The organism is Collinsella aerofaciens ATCC 25986 (assembly GCF_964237925.1).
Lineage (GTDB): Bacteria > Actinomycetota > Coriobacteriia > Coriobacteriales > Coriobacteriaceae > Collinsella > Collinsella aerofaciens_BJ.
In genome coordinates, this window is sequence record NZ_CAXSKI010000004.1 from 84,288 (window position 1) to 109,959 (window position 25,672).

Genomic DNA, 25,672 nt, shown 5'->3' on the forward strand with positions numbered 1-25,672 from the left:
CGCTTGGAATGCCTGGAGGCCTTTGCTCTTGATGCCCCTTTTATAACTTGCGGTGGAATACGGTCTGTTTGCGCCAAAATAAGGCACCAATAGACCGTATTTTTCCGCAACTGATGAGGAGGGAGCTGGAGATGCTGACGATCGGGTGCCATCTTTCGACGACGAAGGGCTATCGGGCAATGGGGGAGACAGCGTTGTCCATTGGCGCCAATACCTTTGCATTCTTTACGCGCAACCCGCGCGGCGGCAAGGCGAAAGACCTTGACATGGATGACGTGGCGGCCCTGCGCGAGCTTATGGAGCAAAACGACTTTGGCCCGCTCGTGGCTCATGCCCCGTATACCTATAACCCCTGCTCAGCCAAAGAGCGGGCGCGCGAGTTTGCCCTGGAGGCCATGGCAGAGGACCTGCGGCGCATGGAGGCGCTGCCCGGCAACTACTACAACTTCCATCCCGGTGCGCATGTGGGGCAGGGCTCCGACGCCGGCATTCAGATGATTGTCGACACCCTGTGCCAGGTGATGTTTGAGGGCCAGCAGACGACGGTGCTGCTCGAGACCATGGCCGGCAAGGGTACCGAGGTGGGCCGCAGCTTTGAGGAGCTGGCGTGCATTATCGAGGGCGTTGCCGCCAAGTGCCCAGAGCTGTCCGATAAGCTGGGCGTTTGTTTGGACACCTGCCATGTGAGCGATGCCGGCTACGACATCATCCATGATCTGGACGGCGTACTCGACGAGTTCGACCGCGTGGTGGGTATCGATCGCTTGCATGCCGTACACATCAACGATTCGAAGAACCCTTGTGGCGCCCATAAAGATCGTCACGAGTGCATCGGCAAGGGATACCTTGGCAGCGAGGAATTTGGTGGCGGTATGCAGGTTATGCAGAATATTGTATCGAATGGCCACTTGCGTTCGCTGCCGTTTATTTTGGAGACTCCGAACGAACTTGCAGGTTATGCAGCTGAAATTAGACTATTAAGGTCATTGCAGCAGTAATGACTGTCACAAAGTAGAGTATTCCATTCACGTTATGGGTTTGTTTCAATCAGTTTTCTCATTGCAGATTCGTAATTCCGGGTGCATAATAGCCAACAGTTTTTGCAGACCTCTGAATCAAACGAGGTCACCGGAAGGAGACTGATTATGAAGCTGAAGAAGCTTGGCGCATTTGCCGCCACGGGTGCTATGGCACTCGCCCTTGCTCTGACGGGCTGCGGTTCGTCCAACGCCACCTCTGGTTCTGATGCCGGTTCCAGCAGCTCTGACGACGCTAAGGTCGAGAAGGTCGACGGCTCCAAGGAGTACGCGCTCGTCAAGGACGGCACGCTGACCGTCGGCACCTCTGCCGAGTACGCGCCGTTTGAGTACAAGGATGACAACGGCGACTACCAGGGCTTTGACCTTGAGCTCATCAAGGCTATCGGTGACAAGCTGGGTCTGGATGTCGAGTACGTCAACAATGACTTTGACACGCTGGTTCCGGGCGTCGCTTCGGGCGCCAAGTATGACGTTTCCATCGCGGCTATCACCGACACGCCCGAGCGTGAGAAGGAAGTCACTTTCTCTGATTCCTACTACATGGACGATCAGGCTATCGTGACCAAGGTCGATAACACCGACATCACGGCCGACAACTACAGCGAGAAGCTCAACAACGCCGACGCTACCATCATCGTCCAGTCTGGCTCGACCGCCGAGGCCTTTGCCCAGGAGAACTTCCCCAAGGCCAAGATCGTCCCCTACAAGGACGCCACCGAGTGCTTCAGCGCCCTGCAGTCCGATAAGGGCGACGCCGTAGTCACCAACCGCTCCGTTGCCAGCCAGCTGACCGCCGAGCAGTTCAACACCTGCCAGACCATCAAGCAGATCAGCACCGGCGAGGAGTACGCCATCGCCATCAACCAGGGCAACACCAAGCTCAAGGACGACATCAACCAGGCTATCAAGGACCTGACCGACGACGGTACCGTCGACGCCCTCATGGCTAAGTACAATATCAAGTAAAATAACTACTTGATTGCGCGCGGGCCCTTTCCGTTTTGGCGGAAAGGGCCTTTGCGCTTCTCTTGACGGAGAGCGTTTCCGTCTCGTTTTGCCGGCAACTTCTACGATAGGAGCCACCTTGTCTCGACTGAACAAAGGGGCCGCGGAGCAGCGTTTTCCACTGCCCTCGATGCTCCAAAAGCTGGCCTGTGCCCTGGCTGTGGCGCTCGCCCTGGTATGCGCGGGGGCCTGCGTGCCCACGACCGCCCAGGCGCTTGAGACCGCAAAGATTACCGCCCGACCCAATACCGGTTCGGGTAGCGATGTGGTCGGCGGCACCGAGACGCGCATCACTTGGGAAGTTCAGGCCGATGCCGACGAGGAGCTGAGCGGTCTTTCGCTGACGTTTGTCGACGGCACGACGTTTGGTACCGACGACACGCGATTGACGATGCTCTCGGGCGAGGACCTCATGGATCGTACGCCCATGAAGCCCACGTGCAAGGCTGACGGCCAGACGCTCAAGATTGACTTTGGCGAGACGGCGCCTGCCGGCGGCTATTTCCGCGTCGAGGTTTACGGCGTGACCTTCCCCGTCGAGGGCGGCGATGAGGCCTTTAGCGGCACCTATACGCTCGCCGACGGTTCGACCAAGAAGATCTCCAAGATTCCGTCGGTGGAGATCAAGGGCGTGACGGCCTTCGATAACTTCCTGGCCGACCTTAAGGAGCAGCCGTGGGTCGAGGCGTGGAACTCCAATATGTTCCTGCGCCTGTTCCTGAACCCGGTCATTTTGGTCCAGAGCCTGCCGATCGTCTTCAAGGGCTTCCTTATGTCGCTTTCGATCGTGCTCGTGGCGTTTCCGCTGGCAATTCCCTTTGGCTTTGCCCTGTCGCTTATGCGCATCTCCAAGTCGCGCATCCTGCGCTGCCTCGCCGGCATCTACGTGAATATCATTCGCGGTACGCCGGCGTTCCTGCAGATCTATATCGCGTTCTTCGGTCTGCCGTTGGCCGGCGTCAAGGTGGACGACTATGTTTTGGGCGTTATCGTCATGGCCATGAACTCGTCTGCGTACCTGTGCGAGATCTTCCGTGCCGGCATTCAATCGATCCCCAAGGGCCAAAACGAGGCTGCTCGCTCTCTGGGCATGAATGCCTTCCAGACGCTGCTCTACGTTATGATTCCGCAGACGTTCCGCAATGTTTTGCCTACGCTGACCAGCGAGTTTATCTTGCTTTACAAGGATACGTCGCTGCTTGCCGCCGTGGGTGTGGTCGAAATCGTCATGAACGCCCGTACCATCGTGGCCACGACGGGCTCCATTACACCGTACGTGGTTGCCGCCCTGTTCTATCTGGTCATCACCCTGCCGCTCGCTCGCTTGGTGAGCGGTCTTGAGGCGAGGCTTTTGGGTACGACCGAGACCAAGAAGAAGCGTCCCGCCAAGAGCGCCGGACAGGTTGTCGCGACGCCTGCCGATCACATCGCCGGTCTGTAAGGAGGTCCTATCATGAGCGAAATCAATAACTCGAACGAGGTCGTCGTCAGCATTAAGAACCTCCAGAAGGCCTTTGGCGATAACGTGGTCCTGCGCGATATCGATCTGGATGTGCATAAGGGCGAGGTCGTCGTAGTTCTGGGTCCTTCGGGCTCGGGCAAGTCGACGATGCTTCGCTGCATCAATCGTCTGGAGCATCCTACGAGTGGTTCGATTGTCGTCGAGGGCGTGGATGTGTGCGCCAAGGGCGTTGACCTCAATAAGGTGCGTACGCACTTGGGCATGGTGTTTCAGCAGTTCAACCTGTTCCCGCACCTGTCGGTCAAAAAGAACGTCATGCTTGCGCAGCAAAAGGTGCTCAAGCGCAGCAAGGAAGAGGCCGAGAAGATCGCCGTCGAGGAGCTGACCAAGGTCGGTCTTGCCGAGCGTATCGACTTTATGCCGAGCCAGCTCTCGGGCGGCCAGCAGCAGCGCGTTGCCATCGCCCGCGCCCTGTCGATGAACCCTCACGTTATGCTCTTTGACGAGGCCACGTCGGCGCTCGATCCCGAGCTGGTTCGCGACGTTCTGGGTGTCATGCGCGACCTGGCACGCGATGGCATGACCATGATCGTCGTGACGCACGAGATGGGCTTTGCCCGCGATGTCGCCGACCGCGTCGTCTTTATGGACGGAGGCGTCATTGTGGAAGAGGGTACGCCGAGCGAGGTCTTCGACCACCCCAAGAGCGAGCGCACCAAGGCGTTCTTGGGCAATATCTCGTAGCCGGTTGATGTAAGTGCCGTTACAAAAGAGCGGGGCTGGACTTGAATCCAGCCCCGCTCTTTTGTAGGGATGGGGATGCGCTTTGATGCAGGCTCTCTTGGAAGCCCTGGGTTCGTTACGCGAGCTCGGCTCCGAGGGCCTTGCAAGCGGTCTCGCCCTCGTCGTCGGGCGCGTCGTAGCAGATGGTGGAGTTCACGACGTTGACGCCGGCCTCGTCGGCGTCGGCCTTCCAGTTGTCCATCCACTCGCCCTCGGCCCACGAATAGGAGCCAAAGAGGACGACCTTCTTGTCGCCGAGCGTCTCCTTGACCTCGTCCCACATCGGCTGGAACTCATCGTACTCGAGTTCCTCGGAGCCCATGGCTGGGCAGCCGAAGGCGAAGGCATCATATTCGGTGGCCTTGTCGGCAGAGAAGTCGGCGCAGGAGATGACCTCTGCCTCGGCGCCGGCATCGGTTGCACCTTCGGCAACGAAGTTTGCCATGGCCTCGGTGTTGCCCGTGCCGCTCCAGTAGACAACGGCGATCTTGCTCATGTTGAGTCCTTTCAGTTGTGCGGCAGGTTGCCGCGGCTTCTATGTTCTATCGGTTTGCCTGGGCAAGTTGCGCCAAGCTGCAGCCCTGCTGATAGACAAAGGTGAGGTATTGAGTGCAAGCGCGGTAGGCGTCAAACATCGCAAGCGCTTGCTCGACATTCGTGTAGACCTTCCAAGCTCCAAAGACCTTGTAGTTCTCGCCGCGCTGGACGATAAACTCGTGCACGTCGTCGTAGGGATATCCGAGGAAGTAGCCTATTTCGTGCGGAAACTCGCAGGTACAGTCGTTGCTGCAGCTAGCTTGCTGGGGTAGTGCGCATCGAGTCTGGCTACAGGCGCATTCCGCGACGTTATTGCTCGCGAGCGTGATGCGTGATGCCAAATGCACAAGGCATGTCGAAAGGTCTCTTGTGTCGTAGCCTTCCGAGGCGAGCGCCGTTTGGGCGCGAGGGTCTGCGAAATAGGTGGTGAGGCTTTTGGCTCGGTACATATACACGAGCGCTCCGCAGGGCCGCCAGACCAAAACACTCAGGTGGATACCGAACGGGTCAAGCTCGCGATTGCACTGGGCGATAACGTTGAGCAGGCGTGCTCGGCGTTCTGCGATGGTTTCGGTTGCGGTCGAGCCGTCCCCGTGGGCATAGGTGCCTGGATAGGTAAAGAGCGATGCCGGCTTGATGCCCGCGAGCGTGGGAGAGCAGTTGCGCACGACTGCTGCCTGAAACGTTGGGATGTCTATGGTTCGAGTCACGGCGCTCCTTACGGATCTAAACTGTTAGCCTAGGAAAACTTATACACGAAAGTAAGCCATGGTCAACAAAAAAGTTTGAAGAGGAAAACTAATTGACCGAACGGACATGATTTTGGGTTAAGATGGGGACACCCCATGGGGGTATCTAGATAGTGCTACTGAAAGGGGAACGCATGAGTGACTTGCTCAACCCTGCGAATCTCATCGTGCTGACCGTCATTGCCGTCGGCATGTTTTTTGGACTGCGTCGCATTGCCGCTTCGACACACGGGAAGAGTTGCTGCAGCGATGGTGCGAGCGGCAAGAAGGCCAAGAAGGTAGTGGTTGCGGATACTGATCCGTCCCACTACCCCTATAGCGATGAGCTGCTTATCGGCGGCATGAGTTGCGACGGCTGCGCTCAGAACGTGACGAATGCCCTCAATGCGCTCGATGGCGTTTGGGCAAAGGTGACGTATGCCGACCATACGGCGCGCGTGCGTTCGAAGCGCCCGATTGACCGCGAGGCACTCGAGACGGCGGTGAGAGGTGCGGGCTATTTCGTTATGAAAATGTAGATGCCGCCCTCTCCAATGGGTACCGGTCTCCTCCCCATTGGGGCTATCGACGTCCTATAATTTGCGCAAAAAACAACTTGCGGATGCGGAGAAAGTGGAGTTTGGTGACGGTTCGCGCGGAATTCGTGGCCAATCGAGCATCCGCTATCCCGTAAGAAAATTACAGGTGTATATTTATATGCTGATTATTGCTGTGCTCAGATTGCAATTAAACGTGGACAGAGATGATGAATGCTAAAACTGGGCTTAAGGACAGGGGAGGCTATAGCCTTATGAGACGAGTGAGAACACTTGGCTTAGTGGCAGCGCTTGCCGCTATCTTGGCATCACCGTTGCCGGCGAATGCCGAAGGCACTTCGGGTGCCGTTACCTACAATGCGGGAAATGGGTATTCCTTTGAGAAGCTCTCGCATCCTTCGGTAGGAACGTCGCAGCCTGATGGCATCGTCGACTACCAGGGTGATGGTGTCGTTGCCGTCCCGGGCACCGACGGTAACACGGCCAACAACGAAGGCGATCGCGGCCAGAGCTACACTTGGGCGGCTGCGAGCTATGGTGACTGGCTTTATGTGGGCACCTGCTATGCGGCGATGGGCAACACGCTTACGCTCATGAACAGTTCGCTGGGCGATTCCTTTGATGTCGAGACCATGCGCCTGACGTTGGAGGCCATGTTTAACGGCACGTTCTTCTATGGACAGCAGAAGGAGGACGGCACGGCCGACAAGGACAGCGGCGGCATCTTGGTCAAGATCAACACCAAGACCGGTGAGACCAAGCTGCTACTCTCTGAATCGCTCAACGGCGTCGCTCCTTTGTTCCGCAACGCCGTGAGCTATAAGGGCAAACTCTATTTCTGCGGCAGCGTCAGGACCAGTGGCGGCAAAGGCGGCCTGCCTGCTGTATATGAGATTGATCCTAAGACGGATGAGTACAAAGTTGTCTATCAGGGCCTTTCGAGCATGCAAGATTACGGTGCTGCCTACAAGCAGGGCATTTCTACTGGTATCCGCGGCATGTGTGTCCATGATGGCCAGCTCGTCATCAGTAATGTGGGCAAAGACGCGGCCGGTAAGTTTGTGTCGACAATCCTGACGTCGCCTGACCCGTCGAAGGGCCAGGACAGCTTCACCGAGATTGCTAACTCGGACACGTTGTTTAACTATCCGGCGATTCGCTATCAGGACAGCATCTACGGCGGCGCCATTTGGGATATGGTCTCGTACAATGGCCACCTCTATGCGACCATCTGCACCGGTACGCCCGAGAACGCTCCCGATGATAATTCCATGCAGTCGTTTGCCATGGTTCGTGGCGACAAGAACGCCGACGGCAGCTATTCGTGGACTCCCATTGCTGGCGATCAGGAGACGGACGGTGCAAAGTACTGCTTTGGCATCGATCCTGCCCGTACCCGTTCTGGCGCTGCCAACCTCGTCGTCTACAACGACTACCTCTATATCGGTGAATACAACGACGAGGAGATTGCTCTCGAGCGCATCCTGTTCAACAAGTCCAGCACCGAAGAGGGCGGCAAGAGCAGCATGGGCGGCGTTGACTGCTCGTTTGTGAATGCCAATCTTGAGCAGTCGGTTAACATCTATCGCATGGACAAGGACGAGAACATGGAGCTCGTCGTTGGCGATCGCACCGACATGTTCCCCGAGGGCGGTATTTCCGGCCTGACTTCGGGCTTTGGCCGAAACGAGAACCAGTACATTTGGCGCATGCAGAAGTTCGACGGCAAGTTGTATATCGGTACCTTTGATACCGCGAGCCTGCTTGAGCCGATCGGCCAGTTCTCCAATGGCGACATTATCGATATGACGCCCGAGGAGTGGGAATCTCAGGTTCAGCGCCTTAAGGACCTGCTTGATCACCTGCTTGACGTGAATTTGCCCGATGCCCCCATCGTTCCTGTGGACACGCTTACGGACGACGATTCGAACGAAGCTGCCGATGTCGATGACGAGAAGACTGAGGTTGCTAAGGGTTTTGGCGATTTGAGCGAGGCGTTGGATGAGGCTGCGGGCGATCTTTGCAATCAGGCCGCGACGATGTCCGCGGGCGTTGAAGACGACGCTGCTTATGTTCAGAAAATCGATAGCGAGATTGCGTATTTCAAGTCTTTTGCCGATCAGTATCAGGACATGCTCGATAGCTATGGGAGCCTGAAGCAGCAGTACGAGAATGCCTATGGCACCGAGCTGCCGAGCGATATTCAAGATGCGCTCGATAAGCTGCTGAACGAGGAGAACCTCAAGAAGTTGCACAGTGTGCTTACATGCATGCATTACCTGCACGATGCCAAGCGCGGCTTTGATATGTATGTGACAGAGGACGGCGTGAACTTTACGACGCTGACGACTAACGGTTTTAACGATCCGTACAACCATGGCCTGCGCACCTTTGCCGTTACCGATCAGGGCCTGTGCCTCGGTACTGCCAACCCGTTCTATGGTTGCCAAGTCTGGATCCAGCGCAAGGAGAATTCGGAGAATCCGATTGATCCCGGTACTCCGGATCCGACGGAACCCACCGATCCTTCGCAGCCGGGTGGCAGCGATCAGCCGGGTGGCAGCGATCAGCTTGGTGGCAGCGATCAGCCTGGTGGCAGCCAGACGGGCGGCAAAGACCAGTCGAGCAGCACCACGACGACCGTTTCGACGACCACTAAGAAGACTCCGAAGGGCGGCTCGCTGCCTCACGCTGGCGACTCGACCCTCACGCTGGTCTTGGGATTGCTGGTTGCAGCTGCCGCAGTGCTTGGCATTGCTCTCGTCTTGCGCAAGCGTTCTCGTCGCTAGGCTCGACCACGCAGCTCGATGCCTTGGATATCGTCGAAGTCGATGGCGATGTCGCGGAGCTTGAGGAGCTTGAAGGCAGGGAGTACCTCGTCGAGGATGCCGGTGCGGCTGCGATAGCCGTATGTATCGTAATAGGTGACGCGCACCAAGTCGCCGCGTTTGAGGCCCTCGAGCTTTTTCGAAAGCTCGAGGGCCTTTTCTTCCGTGATCTCGCATTTTGGCTCGGCGGCGATCTCTTGTTTACGCACGAGTTCGTAGTATCCCGTGAGGGCGGCAAAGGGCATAAACTGTGCGGCGCGGTTGGCGCGCACGGCACCGTTGGCAGTGAGCTTGGGGTCGGCGGCGCGGCGTCTGCCCTCGGGGTCCGCCAGGCGCTCGAAGGCGGTCGGCGGGCGCACGGGCTGTTGTTTGGGCTTAGGCACGGTGTCCTCCAACTTGGTCGTTGCGTTCGCGCGCGGTGGCGCCGGCGGTAAAGCTTAATCCCTTGACGAGCGCGTTCTTGCCGTACTTGCCTTTCACGGCCAGGACGGCGCGCGCCAGGTCGTGCTCGCGCTCATCGGCCTCGATATCGCTGAACAGATCGATGGTGGCAAATTCCTCGGGCACAAGATTGCTAAAGCCCAGGTTGATGCGCTTGACCGGTCGTTTGGGATCGACAGTCTGCGCCCAGAGCTCATCGAAATAGCCCATGATCTTCTTAAACGAATTGGTGCGCTCGGGCAGCTTTCGCGAGGCGTTGGAGTGCGCAAAGAGTGCGGCATAGCCACCGCGCGGTTTGCCGCCATGCTCTCCCACAAAGATGCCATCGATTGCCTGCGCTTCGCGCACCAGGCGGCGCCGTTCGTCATCGCGCTGGACGGGCTTGGGAGCACGGGGCGCGAGCTCGGGGCCGGCGGTTGCGGTAGGTTCGATACTCGATGTGCTCGAGCGCAGGTGCCCGCATCCGTCCACATATTGCGCTGTACCGCTGGCGTCGAGGCGGCGTATGTCGGCTCGCTCGCTCGCGTAGCCCACAAAGAGCGAGATGCTGTCGCAGACCACGTGTTTATCGACCAAGTCCAACACGGCGTTGTCGACCATCTCGCGCAAGACGGTGTAGGCTTGCTCGTAGGCATAACCCTTCGAGAGCACCTGTCCTGTGGTGGTCGAAGTTGCTTGTGGGCGATAGGCTTGGATATCGGCGATGGTTGTCGGCTCGCGCCCAAAGGCGTGGTCGATGAGATATTCGGCATTGACGCCGAGCTCGTCGTAGAGCAGGTTCTCGTCGAGTGCGGCGACACCCATCAGGTCGTAGACGCCATATTTTTCGAGTCGTGCTGCCACGCCGGGCCCGATGCCCCAGATGTCGGTGATGGGGCGGTGAGGCCAGATTTCCTTGTGGAACATCTCGTCGTCGAGTATGCCGATGCGGCTGGGTACGTGCTTGGCGGTAATGTCGAGTGCCACCTTGGCCTGGAATAGGTTGGGGCCGATGCCGACCGTTGCCGTGATGCCGGTGCGCCCCAGGACCTCGTCACGCAGCATACAGGCGAAGCCTTCAGCGTCGGTATGGTAGAGGTCCAGATAGGGCGTCACGTCGATAAAGCATTCGTCGATGGAGTAGACGTGCACGTCCTGTGGGCTGACGAATTCCAGATAGATGCCGTAGATTTGCGCCGACACTTCCATGTAGTGCTGCATGCGCGGTACGGCCTTGATGTAGTCGATGCCGTCGGGAATCTCGAATAGACGGCAGCGGTTGTGTATCCCGAGGTCCTTCATGGCCTGTGTGATGGCGAGGCAGATGGTCGTACGCCCGCGTGATTCGTCGGCAACGACCAGGTTGGTGGTGAGCGGGTCGAGCCCGCGGTCGACGCACTCGACGCTGGCGTAAAACGTCTTGAGGTCGATGCAGATATAGGTGTGACGCTCGTGCCCCACGCGGCCTCCCATCAAACACATGTTCTTATCGAATACATGTTCGATAATAACCGCTCATCCGGACATCGTCAAAACCTGTCCCTTTTTGGCGGGTATGGTCGCGCGGTTGCATCGGGGTTTTTAACGCAGCTCTAAAGAGCGCGAAACAGCTCGGAAAACCTCGCTTCGTAGCATGAGCCTAACGATCGCTACCACCATAAAGCACGGAAGGGTTGTGGGAAAGATGGTCAACTATGGGTTTGGTATGCCGACGCGCTTGGTTGCGGATGGGGATGTGGCTCGCTGGTGCGGGCGATTGGTTGCTCACTATGGCGGCACCAAGGCGCTGGTCGTGCTGGGAGGCGACAAGCACACGCGTGATGAGCTCGTTTCGGCAGCACTTGGCTCGCTTGATCGAGCTCTGCTCGAGCGCGTGCTTTTCCGCTGCGGCTCGGTTGAGGGCGACGGGGGAGACGAGCTGATCGACGAGGCCGTGGCCCTGGCGACCGACGAAGACGTGGACTTTATCCTGGCGATCGGCGATGCCGATACTGCCGGCTTTGCGCGCGAACTCGCGCGTCGCATGGCGGCGCTCGATGCCGGCGAAGACGGTTTTGTCCCTTATGGATGTATTGTCTCGGAGGGCAAGGTGCCTGCCGTCGTGGGAGCCGGTGAGATTCCCGTTTTCGCCATTATCGCGCCCGAACTGCTTGAAGGCATTGGGTCGCCTCTGCGCGAGCTGCTCGGCAGCGTGTGCGCCGCAGCCTAATATCTGCCATAAAGGGATGGGTTATTTTTGGTAGGTAAAGCGTTTGACCTGCCAAAATAAACCTGTCCCTTTTTGGTCGGTCGCCGTTTGGGGGCGGATTGGCAACGCTCGCTGATTACGGTCTTGACCTGCGCTAGAATAGGGGCATCTGATTATCCGGGCGCATGGAGGTATGCGCCCGTATGTTGAGGAGGACTTTATGGCAACTGTTGCCGCACCTATCGACGCTACGTCGACCGCCGCTTGGAAGGCGCTCGAGGCCCATCAGGAGAAGCTCGAGGCCGAAGGTATCGACCTCAAGGCCTGGTTCGCTGCTGACGCCGACCGCGTGAACAAGCTGAGCTTTGACGCCGGTGACCTGCACTTCGATCTGTCGAAGAACCTGGTGACCGATGAGACCGTCAAGCTGCTGTGCGATCTTGCCCGCGAGGTGAAGCTCGAGGAGCGCCGCGACGCCATGTTCTCCGGCGAGCACATCAACACTACCGAGGACCGCGCTGTCCTGCACACCGCGCTGCGCCGCCCGGCAAGCGAGAAGGGCCAGCTCATCGTCGACGGCCAGGACGTCGTCGCCGACGTGCACGAGGTCCTCGACCGCATGTATGCCTTCGCCGAGCGCGTGCGCTCCGGTGAGTGGAAGGGCGTTACCGGCAAGAAGATCGAGCATCTGGTGTCCATCGGCATCGGCGGCTCCGATTTGGGCCCGGTCATGGCCTACGAGGCTCTGCGTCCCTATGCCGACGCCGGTATCGACTGCCGCTACATCTCCAACATCGACCCCAACGACCAGGCCGAGAAGCTCAAGGGCCTGGATCCCGAGACCACGCTCGTGATTATCGTCTCCAAGACCTTCACCACGCTCGAGACCCTCACCAACGCCCGCGAGGTCAAGACCTGGATGCTCGAGCAGCTCAAGGCTCAGGGCGCCATCGACGGCTCCGATGAGCAGAACGCCGAGGCCGTGGCAAAGCACTTCGTCGCCGTTTCCACCGCACTCGAGAAGGTCGAAGCCTTCGGTATCGACCCCGCCAACGCCTTCGGTTTCTGGAACTGGGTTGGCGGTCGCTATTCCGTTGACTCCGCCGTGGGCCTGTCGCTGATCGTCGTGCTCGGCCCCGAGCGCTTCCAGCAGTTCCTCGAGGGCTTCCACGCCATCGACGAGTACTTCTGCAACACCCCGCTCGAGAACAATGCCGTCGCGCTGATGGGCCTGCTCAATGTCTGGTACGTCAACTTCTTCGGTTCCAAGAGCCACGCCGTGCTTCCGTACTGCCAGTATCTGCACCGCTTCCCGGCCTACCTGCAGCAGCTCACCATGGAGTCCAACGGCAAGCACGTCCGCTGGGACGGCAGCGCTGTGACCTCCGATACCGGTGAGATCTTCTGGGGCGAGCCCGGCACCAACGGCCAGCATGCCTTCTATCAGCTGCTGCACCAGGGCACTGTGGTGGTCCCGGCCGACTTTATCGCTTTCGCCAACACTGCCAACCCTGCGACCGACAGCGGCCAGGATGTCCACGAGCTGTTCCTGGGCAACTTCCTGGCCCAGACCAAGGCGCTCGCCTTTGGTAAGACGGCCGACGAGGTTCGTGCCGAGGGCACGCCCGAGCAGATCGTCCCGGCCCGCTGCTTTGAGGGTAACCGTCCGACGACCTCGATCTTTGGCGACACGCTGACCCCGTTCGCACTCGGCGAGCTCATCGCACTGTACGAGCACATCACGTTTGTCGAGGGCACGGTCTGGGGCATCGACTCCTACGACCAGTGGGGCGTTGAGCTGGGCAAGCAGCTTGCCAAGCAGATTACCCCGGCCTTCCACGACGACGCCGCCAAGGCCGAGCAGGACGCTTCGACCCAGGCGCTTATCGAGTTCTACCGCGCTCACCGTAAGTAGCCGCTGCTGTTAACGCATCGCGCCTTATAGTCAGGGGCCCGTATCCTATCGGATGCGGGCCCCTTTGCTTTGCCGTGGTCCCGGGGCGCACGGCCTTTGTGGAACATCGCCGGGGCGCCGCGCGCTGCGAGAACCCTGCGCCTAGATCTTGGCCTCCGCATGGCCTCGCTGCGCCTCGGGCAGCTCCCCATAGAGCGGATGGTCTTCGAGCCTAAAGCGCTCGACCTGTTCGGGAGTGCGACCGCGTACAAAGAGCCACGAGCGATCGATCGGCGTCGCCATGAGCGTGCTGGGCAGCGCGTCGGCGCGGTCGGAAAATACCCGGGCACTCTCGGGATCCTGGAACGCCAGCACCAGATGCGTGTCGCAGTTGCCTATGATGGAGCGTGCGCGTGCCTCGCCATAGAGCGCATCGAGCTGGTTGGTCGACTGCAGCAGCAGCGTTGCCCAGATGTTGCGGCTTCGGATAATCGAGAGCACGTTGTCGATCTGGGGGATCTGCAGATTTGCGAAGTCATCGAGCATAAAGCGCACGGGCACGGGCAGGCTGCCGTCGGGCTGCCTATCGGCCTCACGAATGAGGCCCATAAACGCCTGCGAAATAAAGAGGCCGGTCAGCGGATCGAGATTGCGGTCAATATCGCTCACGGTTACAAATAGGGCGCAAGGGGTGTGTCCCATGGAAGCGAAGTCCACCTGATGGCACTCACGATAGAGCTGTGCCGCACCGTCGAATCCCAGACACATGACCTTTTCGGCAAGGATGCCGACGATGCTCGCGTGCATGCGCTCGGCATTTTGCGTAATGGCGTAGCGCCGCCATAGCGAGAGGGCATAGCTTTGGGGGTCGGTCGTGATCAGGTCGTCAAACAATCGACCCGTGGCACCGTCCTGCAGGTGCTCGATCAGCTTGATGACCGAGCTGATCGTCTGCTCGTCGGCGGGTAGCTGTTCGGTGACGTAGGCGATAAGACACGACAGCAGGTTTGCCGCCGCATGATCCCAAAAAGGCTGGTTGTTGTCTTCGATGGGGCAGATGGCCTTTGCCACCGAGAGGATGTCCTGCTGGTTGGGCCCGCCGTCCGCCTTGCGGCGAATGTGCCTCAGGGGGTTGTAGCCGCAGCGCTCGATGCCGGGCGCAAGGGCCGGGACGGTGTTGAGGTCGGCGAAGTTGAGACATTGCACGCGGTAACCGTGGGCTGCCAGCACGGGTCCCACTTCGCGACAGAGCGTGCCTTTGGTGTCGAGCACGATGTAGCTTGCGTTCATTTGCAGCAGGTTGGGCTTGAGGACGTTTCGGGTCTTGCCGGCTCCCGAGGGGCCGATCACAAGTACGTTGTTGTTGAGTCCCGTTTGGCGGGTGTCGCAGGAAAGCGTTCGATCCTTGGCGAGGATGGTGGACGATGCGGACTCAGATGCGGCGAGGCGGTTGGCGAGGTTAGACATGGGCGACCTCCTTGGTGGTCGAGAGGATTTCGTGGGCAAAGCCGAGCTCGACGGCGCGCTCGGCCGAAAGGTAGGTGTCTTTTGCAGTGAGGGACTGGATGCGCTTGGGCGTGAGGCCGCTGCGGTCCGAGAGGATTTGCGTGAGGGTCTTGCGGGTCTGCATGAGACGCCGGCTGGTTTCCTGTAGCGCAAGTGCCGAGCCGCCTGCCCCCTGGGGGATCAGCGGGTCGTGAATCATGAGCTCTGCATGGGGCGCCATGCGGCGATCGTCGCCGCCCATAAAGATCACGGCACCCATGGACGCGGCGAATTCCAGACAAACGGTGCGGATGGGGCACGATGCGAGGCGCATGGCGTCATAGATCGCAAGACCCGATCGCACGCTTCCGCCGGCGCTGGCGACAAATATGGTGATGGGACGGCTGGGGTCGGTGGCATCGAGCAGGCGGATCTGCTGGCATAGGTCGTGAGCCATTGGGGTTTCGATGTTTCCCATGACGGAGAGCTCGCGACGGGCGAGCATCTCATCGTAAATGCTGGTGAGCGTGATACCTCGGGCGGATTCACGCATGGTGAGGGGGCTGATGATGGGGGAATGATTGGTGTCCATGAGGACTCCTTTCTGTTGGTGGTGTTGTGGAATAGAGTCGCTGCCCGCGGAGGGGCTGGCGGGCTACAGGGTTCGTCCGAGCCTGAGATCGAGCTCGGTTGTGGGGCAGGCTGCCTGTCCGTGCGGCTCGCAAGCGCCAAGGGCTCCAAAGCGATGGAGCGTTGCGACGGGCGTGGTGTAGGCGAGCCGCAGCTGATGCTCGATAGGGGCACATCCGTCATTTTTGTAATGAGCCGCGTAGTGCTGCGCGATGCTGGCGTTCATCTCGCTGCCATTGCGATGGCGCTCAAACTGGCGTCTGCAGGTCTCGATGATCTTTGCTACCGACTTGGGTGCCGTCGCGGGAACAAGGGCGAGATAGCCCTCAAATAGCTCGTTGATGTTCAGGAGGCACAACAGGTCGATCAGCGTCCTTATGGCTGCTCCCTCGGCAGAAAAGTGCGCGGTCATGCGGTTATATCGGTTGCGGTCGACGATGGCCGCATGGGGTCTTGGAGTTTTCTGCCCCGTGGTCCCGGGCTTTTGCAGCGCCTGTGTATTGAGCTCGACGTTGCAGCGCTTGAGGCCGTCCAACGGAAGGAACAGTGCGGTGCGCAGAGTGTTCCGCTTGCTTTCGAGTTCATGACGCTCGTCGGGTTCCCATTCGAGCTTGAGTTTCGTGTCGAGCGCCGTAAGCATATGGGCTAGGCAGCCTACGGTAAGAACGCACGAATCGTTGTCGCGTTTTGGGGCATAGGGGTCTGTCAGCTTGCGAATGTCGGGGTCGCCCATGATCTTTGTGCAGCGCTTCAGCAGTTGAGGGTGGTCGGCCAAGATCGTCGCGAGCGGTAGCGACGCGTAGTTCTTGATGGTCGCGGCGGCAAAGGCGGCGTCATATTCGTTTGTATATGCTCGCTCAATTCGGGCATCCAGAATGCTTTTCTTATCGCCGTCTTCAGCGCGGTGGTTTGTCATAGCTTCTCCAATCGGTTGATGTTCGTGCTGTTTGTTGATGTGTTGGTTGTCGTGAGTGATGTGCTTGCCGTGGGTGATGTGCTGACGTTGGGGTGCTATGCGGTTTTCAATGAGCCCGTGAGGCAGTTGCTGCAGGGGTGGGATGGAACGGCCCATGCAAGGCGGAAGGCATCGTGCTCAAAATCGAGACAGCAATGCCCTGGGTGCCTCGCATGTGGCAGTTACCTCATTAAGTTGTCATTGCGTTTGGGGTTGTACTTTGCCGATCTTCCTTCTCTTACACGCTAAAACTCAAACTTCATATGCTCGATCTACTTAAAACCGCAACGGCGGTCTTTTATCAACTTATATGTCGGAACGCGTCTTTGCAAGTACTTTTTTGCCTTTGTTTCAAATGGGGTGGTTTTGCAACCGTCATACGCGCGCTGTGCGAACGTGCCCCGGCTCGGATAAGATAGTGCGCGATAAAAACGATGCAAGGAGGCACATATGGCAATCAAGGCCATCGCAATGGATATCGACGGTACGCTTACCAACGATCAGAAGGTGATCAGCCCGCGTACGCGCGAGAAGCTGCTCGCGGCGCAGGAATCGGGTATTAAGCTCATCTTGGCTTCGGGCCGTCCCGCATGGGGACTACATGCTCTGGCGCAGGAGCTCGACCTCCAAAACCATGACGGTCTGCTAGTCGCTTTCAATGGCGCGCATGTGGTCGACGCTCAGACCGATGAGGTCCTTTTTGACCAGGCCATGCCGGCTGACGAACTGCACCATCTGATTGATCACCTGCAAAACTATGATGTGATCCCCATGATCTCGCTCGGTCGCGACTTGCATGTTGAGGACTCGTACCACTGCATGATTACGCTGCCGGATGGCTTGCAGAAAAACATCGTCAAATACGAGCGCGATGCCTGCGACCTTAAGATCCGCGAGGTCGAGAGCTTGCATGAGGTCGTGGACGCTTATCCCGTGGACAAGCTACTGACGGCAGGCGACCCGGCCTACCTGCAGGCGCATTACGAGGAGATGTATGCGCCCTTTACCCAGACGCTTTCGGGCATGTTTACGGCCGACTGGTACTTTGAGTACACGGCGCCCGGTATCGACAAGGCCCGCGCGCTCGAGGGTGCCCTGCCCAAGCTCGGCATCGATGCCAGCGAGGTTGTATCGTTTGGCGACGGCCAGAACGACAAGTCTATGATTGAGTGGGCCGGAACCGGTGTTGCCATGGGCAACGCCGTCGATGAGGTTAAGGCTGTGGCCCAGATGGTGACCGCCAATAATAACGAAGACGGCATTGCGGTGGCGCTGGATAAGCTACTGGGCTAGAATCGCCGATAATGCATGGTTCGGGCGTCCGCTTGCGGGCGCCCTTTTGTTAGGGAGGGTGCCGTGTCCGCATTTCCGTTCGACGCCGTTATCTTTGACATGGACGGCGTCATTGTCGATACCGAGTATTACTACCTGGGCGAGACCGCCGCGTTTGCCAAGGAGCTTGGGCTTAACCTGACTCAAGAGGAGTTGAACGGGCAGGTCGGTACCTCGCATCAGTTCTTCCTGCGTATGCTGGTCGATTGGTTTGAGCGCGCCGGTAAGGGGCATTTAACTGGCGAGGAAGCGTTGGCCCGTTGGGACGAGTGGGCGCATAAGCGTCCGCGCGACTATCAGGCTTTGATTAACCCAGGCGCCGTGGATACGATTCGAGAGCTGCCGCGCCGTGGCGTTCGCGTGGCGCTTGCCAGCTCGTCTCCCATGGATAGCATCGAGGAAGTGCTCAACGCATGCGGGCTGTCGGATGCCTTTGAGTATGTGGTGAGCGGCGAGCAGTTTAAGGAGAGCAAGCCCGAGCCCGACATCTACCTGCATGCGCTGGACCTGCTGGGGCTGCCCGCGAATCGCTGCTGCTGCGTTGAGGATTCGGTGCCTGGCATCACTGCCGGCAAGCGAGCCGGCCTGACAGTCATTGCCAAGCGCGAGGAACGCTTTGGCTTTAGCCAGGATGCCGCGGACAAGATTATCGACCAGCTGCCGGAGCTGCTCGCGCTTTCTTAGGGGTGCGGTAGTTGCGCGTTTTTCGGGTCTGATGAGTAAATACCCGACATTTTGGTGCGGCACCTAGCATACTTTAAGCTAATGCGGGCTTAAGGGCTTGTTGAATGCCCTTAAGCCCGTTTTAGAATTAATTGTGCTGGGAGAGGGTATATGCCACCGACTGAAGGGCCAACTGACGGTAAAGCAGCGATACCGCTGTACCAACAGGTTATTGATATCATCAAAAACGAAATCAACTCCGGCGCCTACAAGTCAGGCGCGCGGATACCCAACGAATTCGAATTGGCTGAGAGCTATAAAGTTGGCCGCGTTACCGTGCGGCGCGCTATTGAGGAGCTCGTCCAGCAGGGCTATCTAACGAAGCGACAGGGGAAAGGCACGTTTGTCAATGCCCCCAAGCTCAAGCGCAAGATTCGCCAGAAGGATGACGTCCAGAGTTTTTCGGACGCATGCCGCGTTAACGGAATGGAACCGGGGGCGTGTGTCATTTCGAGAAAGATACTGCCGGCGGATTCCACCGAAGCACAGTTCTTTGGTGTTCCCGTTGGAACTGACTTGATTTGCGTTGAGCGCGTGCGCACTGCCGATAGCGTCCCTGTCATGCTCGAGAACAACATATATGTTTACGAGGACAACGCCTATCTATCAACGGCACCTCTATCGAACCAATCCATTTTTGAGTTCGTGCGCAACCGGACGGGCCGCACGCCCGCGTTTACCGACCCGTGCACGCTCGAGATCGCGTGTGCGTCGCCCGAGGTCGCTCGACTGTTGGCAGTTCCCGTTGGCGAACCCTTGTTTTATATGGAAGCCTTCTTTTTCGATGAGCAGCGGCGGCCGTTTATCATCGGTCGTCAGCGGATCGTTGGGTCTCGCTACGTTTTTGACATCTAGGACATTGCGAATGGAAACGCCCGGTGGATCATCTCACCGGGCGTTTCCATACCGTTCACGGCGCAAACGCAACCGTTCAACCGCGTTGCGGCAATCAGTCTGAAATTATCTTGATGAAGGAAAAAGCTGCTGGTAATCTATGGGACGTCATAGAACGTTTGCATTGTGCAAACGTTGAAGCGAGATGCGATGCAGTCTCGAGTTCTTTGGAGGTATCTATGTCAGATACGAAGGCGAAGAAGACAAACAGACGTTTTAAGTTCAAATTACCGCATGTCTATACGATCATGTTCTTGCTGATCGTTGTCTTTGCGGTCCTGACTTGGATCGTTCCCTCTGGTCAGTATCAGCGCAAGACGATTTCGACAGCGGCGGGCGAGCGTGAAGTCGCCGTTGCTGGAACCTATGAACAGGTCGATAAGAACTACACCGATTCCGAGACCGGCGAGACCATCAATCTGGGCCAGGATATCTTCGCGGTTCTGCAAGCGCCCACCAAGGGTATCCAAGAGGCTGCCGACGTCGTTGCGTTCGTCTTATTGATTGGCGGATCGTTTGCGATCATCACCAAGACCAACGCTTTGAATGCCGGCATGAGCCGTGTGATTAAAAAGCTCAAGAACAAGGACATCCTCATCATTCCCATCACGATGACATTGCTGTCCATTTGCGGCACTACGTTTGGTATGTCTGAGGAAGCCCTGCCGTTCTATGCCATCTTCATTCCCATCATGATGGGTATCGGTTATGACTCGATGACGGCATTCATCATCTGCTTCCTTGGTCCTAACCTGGGATATTGTGCTTCGACCATCGACCCGTTTAATGTTTTGATCGCCCAAGGCATCATTGGCATCGAGGGTAATCCGCAACTGTGGCTGCGCGCCGTTTCTTGGGTCATCTTCACTGCCGTCGGTATCGCATGGGCCATGCGCTACGCCATGCGCGTCAAGAAAAACCCCGAGTCGTCCATTGTGTACGAGGACGATAAGCTCAAGCGTATTGAGTTTTCCGTGACCGATGCCTCCATCGAGGAAGAGTTCACTATCCGTCAGAAGCTCGTGCTTATCGATTTTGCTTGCGGTATGGGCATTATCGTCTGGGGTCTTGTTACCCAGGGCTGGTACATGAATGAGATTTCCGCCGTGTTCCTTGGCATGGGCTTGCTTGCCGGTATCCTGGGCGGTCTTGACCAGCAGACAATCGCAGAGGAGTTCGTTAAGGGTCTCGCCGACTTTGCGTACGCTGCCATCGTTATCGGTATCGCTCGCGGTATTCTGGTCATCGCCGAGGGCGGCATGATCATCGACACCATCCTCCAGGCGCTCGCTACCGCGCTCGCCGGTGCACCCGCCGCCGTCTACACCACGTTTATGTATATCGTCCTTGGCCTGCTCTCTTTGCTGGTTCCCTCGAGTTCTGGCCTGGCGGCGCTCACCATGCCCGTTATGGGCCCCCTGACCGAGCTCATGGGCCTCAATCCCGAGGCGGCCGTCACCGCGCTCCAGTTTGCCAACCAGACCATCAACACCATCAGCCCCGTGGCGGGCATGACGGTCGCCGGTCTTGCCGTGGCTAGGATTTCGTTTGGCCAATGGTGGAAGACCATTTGGAAGTTCTTCATTTTCATGGTCGTCTTTGGCGTGATTGTAACGGCAATCTCTGGCATGCTTCCGGTGTAGGTGGTTGTGATGTCTGATCGTTTGACGGTCCTGACGTCTAAGAGCGTCTTTACCGGTACGGGGGACCTGCCGTTTGAAGGTTTCGTAGCGGTCCGTGGCAATCGAATTGAGGCTGTTGGCACCAAGTGTGAGGTAGCTTCGTATTTGACCCAGGCGGACGAGGTAGTTGACCTGGGCGACCGCACTGTCATGCCCGGCCTGATCGATGTGCATACCTTCTATACAGGTTGGGCGCTGCGGACGTTGGGGACTGATCTGTCCGGCATCGATGATGCCAAAGAGGCCGTGTCGCTCTTGCGTGCATGGAAAGAAGATCATCCGGATTGCGCGGCGGCTTTTGGCCACAACCTACCCGAAACGTTGGCATCGGATGCCGAGAACGCAAATACGGCAGCTGTGTTTGACGATTGTTTTGGCGATATCCCTGTCGTCTGCTTTACACCGGGTGCGGAGACCTGCGTTCTCAATGCTGCCGCCAGTGCGCGATACGGCTTTACACCCCAGGCGTGCTATGCCGAGAAGATCTGGCGCATGATGAGCGATTTCCTCGCGCTGCCCGAGGTGCGTGCCGGGTATTCGGACTACATGAGCATGCTTAACGAGCGCGGCGTTACCGCCATCAAGGAGATGGCGTTTGATGACTACTACGGCTTTGCCGACGAAATGGCTCGCCGTGAGGAATCTGGTGAGCTGACGGTTCGCGTCTCTATGATGTCGCAGCCGGTGGGTGCCGGTGCAAATCTGGCATATGCCCGCGAGGCGCGAGAGCGCTTCCGGGGACCGTTCGTTCGTTTTTCTGGCTTCAACCGTATGACCGATCGCGGCGTATGGGCGGGGCTTGCCGAGATGATTGATCCCTATGAGGACACGGCCGATGCGGGCGCTGCCGGCAAGACGGTCGTCGAGGAGCCAGAGTGGGATCTGATTGAGAACGAGCTGCGTGCAATTGATGCTGACGGCTTCCGATATTCCTTGCATTGCCAGGGCGATGGCGCCGTTCGTCGCACCGTGGCGCTCTATGCCTCGCTGCCTCGAGACGAGCATGGACGGATGCTTCGTCGCCATGCGATTACCGATCTCGAGAACTCTGACCCGACCGATCTTGTCAAGTTTGGCAAGTTAGGTGGAATTTGCGAGGTCTATCCGCAGATTCTGACGCTGGACCGGCGCGAGGATTGCCTGTCGATGATGCGTCGACAAATTGGCGAGACGCGACTTTTGCACAGCTGGAATCGCCGCGGCATGGAAGATTCCGGATGCACAGTGTGCTGTGGCACGGATTTGCCGCTGTTGATTCCGAGCTTGGGCGAGTCAATCTACAGTGCGTGCGGCGGATACTTCGACGACGGACTGCCCGTGAATGAGGTCAACACGCTGACGCTTGTCGAGCTCTTGTGCGCTTGGACTGCCGGGGGCGCGTACGACCTGATGCGCGAAGACGAGCTGGGTACGCTCGAGGTTGGCAAGCTTGCCGATATCTGCGTGCTCGATCGGGATGTGTTCGACCTCGATTATCGCGACGCACGCGATCTTGCGGTTGACATGACGATGTCGGACGGACAAATCGTGTTCGATCGAAATAAGGAGGCATAAGATGTCTGAATCCAAACCGACGCTGCACCGCGAACAGATTGCGGGCATGAATATCCACTACATCATGTGGTCGCTCGATTACTTCCTTGATGTGCAGCAGCGTTTGGGCTTTGAGTCCATTGAGCTGTGGTGTGCGGAGCCGCATGTGACGCTCGACCACACGGGCTACTTTGAAGCTGAGGTCCTGGCGAAAAAGGCTGCAGACCGTGGGCTTAGGTATCGTACTCTGTGTCCCGAGAATGTTGTCTATCCTTGGCAGTACTGCGCACGCAAACCGCTGCATGAACAGCGCAGCTTGGCGTACTTTAAGCACGGCATTGAGCTTGCCGAGGTACTTGGGTGCGACCGCATGTCCATCAACTCGGGCTGGGGCGACTGGGACGAGGGCCGCGAGGAAGCCTGGAAGCGCAGCCGCGAGCACTTGTCCATTCTGGCGGAGTATGCCGGCGAGCACGGTCTGGTGCTTACGATGGAAAGCCTGCGTCCCGAGGAGAGCAACCTTGTGACGACGGTTTCCGATGCGAAGCGCATGATTGACGAGGTCGCGAGCCCGTACTTACAGCCCATGGTTGATACAACCGCGATGGGCGTTGCAGGCGAGACGCTCGAGGACTGGTTTGCCGCCTTTGGTGATGGGGCAATTCACGAGATGCACTTTATCGACGGTGACCCGTATGGCCATCTGGTGTGGGGCGATGGCAAGCACGATATGGACGCCTTCGTCGCCACGCTCAACGCCCATGGTTTCGACGGCATGCTGGGCCAGGAAATCACGGACGGTCGTTACTACGATGATCCGGCGGCGGCAGATGCCAAGAACATGGCCGCATTCGAGAAATATCTGATTGACTAAAACAACCATCGGCCACGCAACCAACGTCATTGATTGCGGGCCAAATAAGAAAGGAACTGGATATGAACGCACACGATCTGATCAAAGAGGCAATTGCCGAGAAAGGCAAGTTCGACAGCGTCTACTGGATTGCTTGCGGTGGCTCCATGATCGATTTGATCCCGGCCCATGAGCTTCTGCAGCGCGAGGCAACCACCTTCACTTCGTATATCTATACGGCTCGCGAGTTCGATATCATGCGTCCGCGTCGTCTGGGCGAGAAGTCCCTGGTCATCGCTTGTAGCCACAGTGGCAACACCCCCGAGGTCGTCGAGGGCTGCGAGATTGCCCTTGCTGCCGGCGCTACGGTGATCGCCCAGACCGACAACGCTGGATCCAAGATCGACTCCGGCAAGTGGACCACGTGGGTCTACCCGTGGGGCGAGGGCGTGCCGCAGGCCGAGGTCCCCGCTGGCATTTCGCTGTCGCTTGCGGCCGAGCTGCTCGATCAGCAGGAGGGCTACGCCGATCTTGCCGATATGTATGCCGGTATCGCCGAGATGGATAAGATTCTTCCCCCGGCACGCGAGAAGGTAAATGCCGAGCTGGGCGATCGCTTTGCCAAGCTTTGCCAGGAGCACGAGTTCTTCTACATTCTGGGCAGCGGTCCCAACTTTAGCCAGACCTACGGTTTCGCTATCTGCTCTCTTATGGAGATGCAGTGGCAGCACTGTAGCTACATCCACTCTGCCGAGTACTTCCACGGTCCCTTCGAGGCTACTCAGGATGGCGTTTTTTACTTCCTGCAGATGGGCTCCAGCGAGTGCCGTGCTATGGACGAGCGCGCCCTGGCGTTCCTTAAGACGCATACCGATACGCTGATGGTGCTCGATGCCAAGGAGTACGGTATGGAAGCCGTGCCGGCGAGCGTCCGTGCCTATCTGGACCCGGTGCTGTTCTACGCCATGAACTGCGAGCTGCGTGCTGCACGCGGCAAGGTGTTTGATCACGATCCCGATTTCCGTCGCTATATGGGTGTTGTCGAGTACTAGAAGGGGCAAAGGCCATGGCATTTAACGTTAACGCGCTCGGATTTGGCGACAACGTCGTCGATCGCTACGAGCATATCCACACCATGTATCCCGGCGGCAATGCGGTGAACTTCGCCGTTTATGCCAAGAAATGCGGTGCCGCACGCTCCGCATACATGGGCATTTTTGGCAATGACGCCGCTGCCGAGCATGTCATTGCAAGCCTCGAGGATGAAGGTATCGAGCTTGACAAGTGCGAGCAGATGATTGGCGAGAACGGAGCGGCTCGCGTGACCGTCGTTGACGGTGACCGTGTCTTCCTCGGCTCCAACGAGGGCGGTATCCGTGGCGATGCGCGCTATGTCCTCGATCGCTTCGACCTTTCGTACATGAAGCAGTTCGATGTGGTTCATTCGGGCAACTATTGCTTTACCGAGCGCGAGCTGCCCAAGCTGAAGGCTGCGGGCGTCACGGTCTCTTTTGACTTTTCGGACGACTCCACCGACGAGTACTACGAGCAGATTGCGCCCTACGTCGATTTCGCTTTCTTTAGTGCGGCGGATGCCGCGAGTGAGGACGAGATTCGCGAGCGTCTGGCATGGGTGAAGGGCCTGGGTCCGCGTTTTGTGTCGGCTACGGCGGGCGCCGAGGGCTGCATTGCTTACGACGGCGAGCGTTATTACCGCCAGCTGGCTAAACCGGTAACGGACATGAAGGACACCATGGGGGCGGGCGACTCGTTCCTCACCTCGTTTTTGATGTGCTATCTCGATTCCGCCAAGCGCGGTGAGGATGGCGCCGAGGCCATCGAGCGCGCGCTCGACTTTGCTGCCGGGTTTGCCTCGACCGTGTGCGGCATGGAAGGTTCTTGGGGCCACGGAGCGCCGATCGCCGAATAGCCGAACGGTCACAGGGAGGCGCATTGGCGCCTCCCTGTGACTCGGTGGTCAAAAAATGCCAAATATGAGTACTGTGACTAATTTAGCCGCAGCATAATTGACCCCTTCAGACGTGATTTAAGCGTTTGGAGGGGGTTTAAACTTGCGAAAATGTAGGAGGAATGACTGTAAAAGTGTTAGTTAATGGACAATCGTAAATCATTCTGGTGATCG

23 protein-coding genes are annotated in these 25,672 nt (G+C 58.1%); 16 read left to right on the forward strand and 7 right to left on the reverse strand.

Going from position 1 to position 25,672, the window contains the following annotated elements:
- The first annotated feature begins 131 nt into the window (after nucleotides 1-131).
- The 4 genes from ACESWY_RS03030 to ACESWY_RS03045 all read left to right on the forward strand — a co-directional run bounded on the left by ACESWY_RS03030 (nucleotide 132) and on the right by ACESWY_RS03045 (nucleotide 4,251).
- On the forward strand, nucleotides 132-998 hold the full coding sequence (locus tag ACESWY_RS03030; RefSeq protein WP_195192519.1) for a deoxyribonuclease IV: 867 nt from the start codon (nucleotides 132-134) through the stop codon (nucleotides 996-998).
- Between the two features lie 147 nt (nucleotides 999-1,145).
- Nucleotides 1,146-2,006 carry an ABC transporter substrate-binding protein gene (locus ACESWY_RS03035; RefSeq protein WP_099431468.1) on the forward strand — a complete coding sequence of 287 codons (861 nt, stop codon included), beginning with the start codon at nucleotides 1,146-1,148 and terminating at the stop codon, nucleotides 2,004-2,006.
- Between the two features lie 118 nt (nucleotides 2,007-2,124).
- Nucleotides 2,125-3,486 carry an ABC transporter permease subunit gene (locus ACESWY_RS03040; RefSeq protein ID WP_229058824.1) on the forward strand — a complete coding sequence of 454 codons (1,362 nt, stop codon included), beginning with the start codon at nucleotides 2,125-2,127 and terminating at the stop codon, nucleotides 3,484-3,486.
- A gap of 12 nt (nucleotides 3,487-3,498) precedes the next feature.
- Nucleotides 3,499-4,251, forward strand: coding sequence for an amino acid ABC transporter ATP-binding protein (locus tag ACESWY_RS03045; RefSeq protein ID WP_195521917.1), 753 nt, complete (start codon nucleotides 3,499-3,501; stop codon nucleotides 4,249-4,251).
- Nucleotides 4,252-4,366: 115 nt separating this feature from the next.
- On the opposite strand, the gene ACESWY_RS03050 is transcribed toward ACESWY_RS03045, so the two are convergent.
- Both ACESWY_RS03050 and ACESWY_RS03055 read right to left on the reverse strand, forming a co-directional pair.
- Nucleotides 4,367-4,786 (reverse strand): flavodoxin, encoded by a 420-nt coding sequence (locus ACESWY_RS03050; RefSeq protein ID WP_373093560.1) that lies wholly within the window; start codon nucleotides 4,784-4,786, stop codon nucleotides 4,367-4,369.
- Between the two features lie 46 nt (nucleotides 4,787-4,832).
- Nucleotides 4,833-5,537, reverse strand: coding sequence for a DUF3793 family protein (locus tag ACESWY_RS03055; RefSeq protein WP_373093562.1), 705 nt, complete (start codon nucleotides 5,535-5,537; stop codon nucleotides 4,833-4,835).
- Nucleotides 5,538-5,710: 173 nt separating this feature from the next.
- Here ACESWY_RS03055 and ACESWY_RS03060 point away from each other — a divergent pair, with 173 nt between their 5' ends.
- Complete coding sequence (locus tag ACESWY_RS03060) at nucleotides 5,711-6,094, forward strand: heavy-metal-associated domain-containing protein (protein ID WP_373093564.1); 384 nt, start codon at nucleotides 5,711-5,713, stop codon at nucleotides 6,092-6,094.
- A gap of 272 nt (nucleotides 6,095-6,366) precedes the next feature.
- Nucleotides 6,367-8,901 (forward strand): hypothetical protein, encoded by a 2,535-nt coding sequence (locus ACESWY_RS03065; RefSeq protein WP_373093566.1) that lies wholly within the window; start codon nucleotides 6,367-6,369, stop codon nucleotides 8,899-8,901.
- On the opposite strand, the gene ACESWY_RS03070 is transcribed toward ACESWY_RS03065, so the two are convergent.
- Together ACESWY_RS03070 and ACESWY_RS03075 are read right to left on the reverse strand one after the other, a co-directional pair.
- Nucleotides 8,898-9,323: a hypothetical protein gene (locus ACESWY_RS03070; protein ID WP_373093568.1), complete on the reverse strand. Its 426-nt coding sequence runs from the start codon at nucleotides 9,321-9,323 to the stop codon at nucleotides 8,898-8,900. The genes ACESWY_RS03065 and ACESWY_RS03070 overlap by 4 nt on opposite strands.
- Complete coding sequence (locus ACESWY_RS03075; protein ID WP_373093570.1) at nucleotides 9,316-10,842, reverse strand: Y-family DNA polymerase; 1,527 nt, start codon at nucleotides 10,840-10,842, stop codon at nucleotides 9,316-9,318. Before ACESWY_RS03075 ends, ACESWY_RS03070 begins: the two co-directional genes overlap by 8 nt.
- 202 nt (nucleotides 10,843-11,044) lie before the next feature.
- Between ACESWY_RS03075 and ACESWY_RS03080 the strand changes: the two genes are divergently transcribed.
- Both ACESWY_RS03080 and pgi read left to right on the forward strand, forming a co-directional pair.
- A complete protein-coding gene (locus tag ACESWY_RS03080) occupies nucleotides 11,045-11,569 on the forward strand; it encodes an iron-containing alcohol dehydrogenase (RefSeq protein ID WP_373093623.1) in 525 nt (174 codons plus the stop codon).
- A gap of 199 nt (nucleotides 11,570-11,768) precedes the next feature.
- Complete coding sequence (gene pgi, locus ACESWY_RS03085; RefSeq protein WP_006234371.1) at nucleotides 11,769-13,463, forward strand: glucose-6-phosphate isomerase; 1,695 nt, start codon at nucleotides 11,769-11,771, stop codon at nucleotides 13,461-13,463.
- 141 nt (nucleotides 13,464-13,604) lie between these two features.
- On the opposite strand, the gene ACESWY_RS03090 is transcribed toward pgi, so the two are convergent.
- The 3 genes from ACESWY_RS03090 to ACESWY_RS03100 form a co-directional block, all read right to left on the reverse strand.
- The gene (locus tag ACESWY_RS03090) at nucleotides 13,605-14,909 is read right to left on the reverse strand and encodes a VirD4-like conjugal transfer protein, CD1115 family (protein ID WP_373093572.1); all 1,305 of its coding nucleotides are present in this window, start codon (nucleotides 14,907-14,909) and stop codon (nucleotides 13,605-13,607) included.
- Nucleotides 14,902-15,519 (reverse strand): ATP-dependent Clp protease proteolytic subunit, encoded by a 618-nt coding sequence (locus ACESWY_RS03095; protein WP_022094432.1) that lies wholly within the window; start codon nucleotides 15,517-15,519, stop codon nucleotides 14,902-14,904. The genes ACESWY_RS03090 and ACESWY_RS03095 overlap by 8 nt, the downstream gene beginning before the upstream one ends.
- A 63-nt stretch (nucleotides 15,520-15,582) precedes the next feature.
- A complete protein-coding gene (locus tag ACESWY_RS03100; RefSeq protein WP_373093575.1) occupies nucleotides 15,583-16,629 on the reverse strand; it encodes a hypothetical protein in 1,047 nt (348 codons plus the stop codon).
- Between the two features lie 333 nt (nucleotides 16,630-16,962).
- Here ACESWY_RS03100 and ACESWY_RS03105 point away from each other — a divergent pair, with 333 nt between their 5' ends.
- The 8 genes from ACESWY_RS03105 to ACESWY_RS03140 all read left to right on the forward strand — a co-directional run bounded on the left by ACESWY_RS03105 (nucleotide 16,963) and on the right by ACESWY_RS03140 (nucleotide 25,459).
- On the forward strand, nucleotides 16,963-17,805 hold the full coding sequence (locus tag ACESWY_RS03105) for a Cof-type HAD-IIB family hydrolase (RefSeq protein ID WP_373093577.1): 843 nt from the start codon (nucleotides 16,963-16,965) through the stop codon (nucleotides 17,803-17,805).
- 15 nt (nucleotides 17,806-17,820) lie between these two features.
- Nucleotides 17,821-18,528 carry an HAD family hydrolase gene (locus tag ACESWY_RS03110; protein WP_373093579.1) on the forward strand — a complete coding sequence of 236 codons (708 nt, stop codon included), beginning with the start codon at nucleotides 17,821-17,823 and terminating at the stop codon, nucleotides 18,526-18,528.
- A gap of 150 nt (nucleotides 18,529-18,678) precedes the next feature.
- Complete coding sequence (locus ACESWY_RS03115) at nucleotides 18,679-19,422, forward strand: GntR family transcriptional regulator (protein WP_373093581.1); 744 nt, start codon at nucleotides 18,679-18,681, stop codon at nucleotides 19,420-19,422.
- 218 nt (nucleotides 19,423-19,640) lie between these two features.
- A complete protein-coding gene (locus ACESWY_RS03120) occupies nucleotides 19,641-21,104 on the forward strand; it encodes a YfcC family protein (RefSeq protein ID WP_195239145.1) in 1,464 nt (487 codons plus the stop codon).
- A 9-nt stretch (nucleotides 21,105-21,113) separates the two neighbouring features.
- Nucleotides 21,114-22,697, forward strand: coding sequence for an amidohydrolase (locus ACESWY_RS03125; protein ID WP_373093583.1), 1,584 nt, complete (start codon nucleotides 21,114-21,116; stop codon nucleotides 22,695-22,697).
- Nucleotide 22,698: 1 nt separating this feature from the next.
- Nucleotides 22,699-23,550 carry a sugar phosphate isomerase/epimerase family protein gene (locus ACESWY_RS03130; RefSeq protein ID WP_373093585.1) on the forward strand — a complete coding sequence of 284 codons (852 nt, stop codon included), beginning with the start codon at nucleotides 22,699-22,701 and terminating at the stop codon, nucleotides 23,548-23,550.
- Nucleotides 23,551-23,612: 62 nt separating this feature from the next.
- Nucleotides 23,613-24,581 (forward strand): SIS domain-containing protein, encoded by a 969-nt coding sequence (locus tag ACESWY_RS03135; protein ID WP_022094440.1) that lies wholly within the window; start codon nucleotides 23,613-23,615, stop codon nucleotides 24,579-24,581.
- 14 nt (nucleotides 24,582-24,595) lie between these two features.
- Nucleotides 24,596-25,459: a PfkB family carbohydrate kinase gene (locus tag ACESWY_RS03140; protein WP_373093587.1), complete on the forward strand. Its 864-nt coding sequence runs from the start codon at nucleotides 24,596-24,598 to the stop codon at nucleotides 25,457-25,459.
- The last annotated feature ends 213 nt before the right edge of the window (nucleotides 25,460-25,672 follow it).

What these genes read in the sequence shown, in the direction of transcription:
- ACESWY_RS03030 (WP_195192519.1), top strand. Translation starts at nt 132, where the DNA reads ATGCTGACGATCGGGTGCCATCTTTCGACGACGAAGGGCTATCGGGCA.
- ACESWY_RS03035 (WP_099431468.1), top strand. Translation starts at nt 1,146, where the DNA reads ATGAAGCTGAAGAAGCTTGGCGCATTTGCCGCCACGGGTGCTATGGCA.
- ACESWY_RS03045 (WP_195521917.1), top strand. Translation starts at nt 3,499, where the DNA reads ATGAGCGAAATCAATAACTCGAACGAGGTCGTCGTCAGCATTAAGAAC.
- ACESWY_RS03050 (WP_373093560.1), bottom strand. Translation starts at nt 4,786, where the DNA reads ATGAGCAAGATCGCCGTTGTCTACTGGAGCGGCACGGGCAACACCGAG.
- ACESWY_RS03060 (WP_373093564.1), top strand. Translation starts at nt 5,711, where the DNA reads ATGAGTGACTTGCTCAACCCTGCGAATCTCATCGTGCTGACCGTCATT.
- ACESWY_RS03065 (WP_373093566.1), top strand. Translation starts at nt 6,367, where the DNA reads ATGAGACGAGTGAGAACACTTGGCTTAGTGGCAGCGCTTGCCGCTATC.
- ACESWY_RS03075 (WP_373093570.1), bottom strand. Translation starts at nt 10,842, where the DNA reads ATGTGTTTGATGGGAGGCCGCGTGGGGCACGAGCGTCACACCTATATC.
- ACESWY_RS03080 (WP_373093623.1), top strand. Translation starts at nt 11,045, where the DNA reads ATGGTCAACTATGGGTTTGGTATGCCGACGCGCTTGGTTGCGGATGGG.
- pgi (WP_006234371.1), top strand. Translation starts at nt 11,769, where the DNA reads ATGGCAACTGTTGCCGCACCTATCGACGCTACGTCGACCGCCGCTTGG.
- ACESWY_RS03090 (WP_373093572.1), bottom strand. Translation starts at nt 14,909, where the DNA reads ATGTCTAACCTCGCCAACCGCCTCGCCGCATCTGAGTCCGCATCGTCC.
- ACESWY_RS03095 (WP_022094432.1), bottom strand. Translation starts at nt 15,519, where the DNA reads ATGGACACCAATCATTCCCCCATCATCAGCCCCCTCACCATGCGTGAA.
- ACESWY_RS03100 (WP_373093575.1), bottom strand. Translation starts at nt 16,629, where the DNA reads ATGGGCCGTTCCATCCCACCCCTGCAGCAACTGCCTCACGGGCTCATT.
- ACESWY_RS03105 (WP_373093577.1), top strand. Translation starts at nt 16,963, where the DNA reads ATGGCAATCAAGGCCATCGCAATGGATATCGACGGTACGCTTACCAAC.
- ACESWY_RS03110 (WP_373093579.1), top strand. Translation starts at nt 17,821, where the DNA reads ATGGTTCGGGCGTCCGCTTGCGGGCGCCCTTTTGTTAGGGAGGGTGCC.
- ACESWY_RS03115 (WP_373093581.1), top strand. Translation starts at nt 18,679, where the DNA reads ATGCCACCGACTGAAGGGCCAACTGACGGTAAAGCAGCGATACCGCTG.
- ACESWY_RS03120 (WP_195239145.1), top strand. Translation starts at nt 19,641, where the DNA reads ATGTCAGATACGAAGGCGAAGAAGACAAACAGACGTTTTAAGTTCAAA.
- ACESWY_RS03125 (WP_373093583.1), top strand. Translation starts at nt 21,114, where the DNA reads ATGTCTGATCGTTTGACGGTCCTGACGTCTAAGAGCGTCTTTACCGGT.
- ACESWY_RS03130 (WP_373093585.1), top strand. Translation starts at nt 22,699, where the DNA reads ATGTCTGAATCCAAACCGACGCTGCACCGCGAACAGATTGCGGGCATG.
- ACESWY_RS03135 (WP_022094440.1), top strand. Translation starts at nt 23,613, where the DNA reads ATGAACGCACACGATCTGATCAAAGAGGCAATTGCCGAGAAAGGCAAG.
- ACESWY_RS03140 (WP_373093587.1), top strand. Translation starts at nt 24,596, where the DNA reads ATGGCATTTAACGTTAACGCGCTCGGATTTGGCGACAACGTCGTCGAT.